Source organism: Pantoea sp. Morm (genome assembly GCF_016643525.1).
GTDB classification, from domain to species: domain Bacteria; phylum Pseudomonadota; class Gammaproteobacteria; order Enterobacterales; family Enterobacteriaceae; genus Pantoea; species Pantoea dispersa.
Genome location: NZ_VOQX01000199.1, coordinates 1 through 2611, shown reverse-complemented (window position 1 = coordinate 2611; position 2611 = coordinate 1). Strand labels below are relative to the sequence as shown.

Annotated in this window: 1 protein-coding gene; it reads left to right on the top strand. The window is 49.3% G+C overall.

Annotated features, from left to right (window positions below):
- On the top strand, positions 1-722 hold a 722-nt coding region (locus FT726_RS26715; RefSeq protein ID WP_346303786.1), incomplete at its 5' end, for a RepB family plasmid replication initiator protein.
- Positions 723-2611 lie beyond the last annotated feature (1889 nt).

The window sequence follows — 2611 nt, the reverse complement described above, 5'->3', positions numbered from 1 at the left end:
AGCTCAAAAACCTGTCGCTGGTGAAAGCGGAAGGCTATGAAAAGATTACCATCACCGGCGCACGGCTGGATATGGATAATGATTTCAAAACCTGGGCCGGCATCATTCAGTCTTTCTCGCGTTATCCATCGAAGGGCGACACCGTCACGCTGCCGTTTATCGACTTCGTTAAGATGTGCGGTATTCCTTCAGCCAACTCGTCCGCAGCACTGCGTAAGCGTCTTGACGCCTCGCTGCGACGCATCGCGACCAATACCCTGTCGTTTGAAGGGAATGGTAAAGCCTACCACACGCATCTGGTGCAGTCGGCTTACTACGATCGTGAGAAAGATCTGGTGCGTATTCAGGCCGATCCTAAGCTGTTTGAGCTGTATAACTTCGACCACAAGGTGCTGTTGCAACTGCGGGCTATTTCGCGCCTCAAGCGTAAGGAGTCGGCGCAGGCGCTGTATACGTATCTGGAAAGTCTGCCGACTAACCCGGCGCCGATTTCACTGGCGCGCTTGCGGATGCGCCTCAATCTCGGTTCAAAAACCACCACGCAAAACCATGTGGTGCGACGCGCCATGGAGCAACTGAAAGAGATCGGCTACCTCGACTATTCCGAAGTGAAACGTGGCCGTTCGGTGTTTTTCATCATCCACAGTCGCACGCCGAAACTCGATGGAATCAGCAATCTCGAAAGTATCGATTCGCTGGAAGACCTCGATTTTGAAGACTGATTTCCCCCATTCACTGTAATCAGTAAACCCTCCGCCCGCCGTGTCACTGAGCTGCAAAAGTGACACGGCAGCATTCTCCCCCGTTCACTGTAATCAGCACAGCCGCTGTTGTTCACTGTAATCGGTAACGTTCACTGCAATCAGTAAAGGCTGACGCTCTCGCTTTGCGCCCTGTATCGCTACGCTACCCGTTTTCGCAGTATATGCCGCCTGTAACGATAGTGGGTACTTACCAGGTGGGTATAAATCGTCTTTAAATCCCCGCCAGAGCCGCGGCTGGCTGTTTACAGTGAATGTTCTGTCTGCCAGGTGGTCTTGCTGACTATAGTGAATATCAGATGGCCTAACAGAGCTGATTATAGTGAACGCTGTTACCTAAGTTCATGATTAATAATATTAATAATAGTTAAACGGGTAAGTGCCCACTGTAATCAGTAATTATGCTGTGAAAACAACCAGTAAAAGTGACAGGGTTGGTCACGCCCACTGATTACAGTGAATGCCGGCCATGATTTACTGATTGTAGTGAACGCCGGCGGCCCTGTTCTTTGGCTGCGCTTACACCAATGCAACTGCTGATTACAGTGAACATCAAGAGTGCTTCTCCGCCTGCAGTGCAAAGGATGACGGAGTGATCTTTGGATGACGAATGCTGACTACAGTGAACACCATAGGTCATAAAGCGCAGCCGGTGGGTGCTGATTACAGTGAACGAGCCTGTGATGATCCGGCTTTACCAGATGGTATAGAGCGGTATCGGTTACTGATTGCAGTGAATGTTTTAATCCATCGCCCTTCCCTGCCCTGAACCTTCGATTATGATTACCCGCGCAGAAGCGAATCGCGTCTTTGCTGATTACAGTGAATGCTTTGCCGGGCAGCTCAATCACTGTGCAACCAAGTCGTTTTTAGTACTGATTACAGTGAATGTTGCTCAGTGAACAGCCGGATGTTGTTATTACCATTACCTGACAGCGATCACATTACTGATTACAGTAAACATTGACGAAAAGGGGGACGTGGTTTACTGACTACAGTGAATGGCAGGTGTGACGAGGTGCAGGCTTACTGATTACAGTGAATCTTATGCGGGCTGCTGACCGTTGGCTGGCAGGCGTTTACCGCGTTGCGGCCACTCATGACCACTGATACAACTGCTGCTATACGCATTGCTTTGTAGTGCCATACCGCAAACTATAGCAATGCTCTGCGCTAACGGTTTGTCCGACAGAACGGATGGCTGCAAAGCCCTAATCCGCCACGGCGACGTTAAGCTACGCAACGTTAACCAGGAGAACGACTACTGACTACAGTGAACGTTAGTCGTGTTGCGCTGCAAAACTCATGCGTTTACTGACTACAGTGAATCTTTCAACCGCTCCTTCCCTTCCCTGCCCTGCTCTGACGCGTTGTCTGGCTGACCCATAGGTTTACTGATTACAGTGAATCCTTGTTCAACGCTGCTGATTACAGTGAATGTTACGCTGAATACAGTGAACAGTGATCATTAACAACGTCGAATTGCTGATTACAGTGAACACCAGCAGCGCGACCTGAGGATTACTATGCGCAAACTGTGAGCGCAACCTTTCCATTTACCTGCAGGACACGACCACTGATTACAGTGAATGTCGCGCTTTCGCAGACGTAACGCCGATCACATTTTCACCAGTTGATTATCAATCAGACAATGCGACTTACTGAATGCAGTGAATCTCTGCATTAAGCCCCTCACGCAAAAGGCCTTTTTGTAACGCGAGCTGATGATGAACAGATGAGATAGATTTGCCTCATGTGCAGGATTTCGGTATAAAGTCATAAATCCTACATGTGTGGAGCAAGTATGGCTAACGATGAGAAGCAGGTTCTGAAAGTCGCTCAACGCTCAG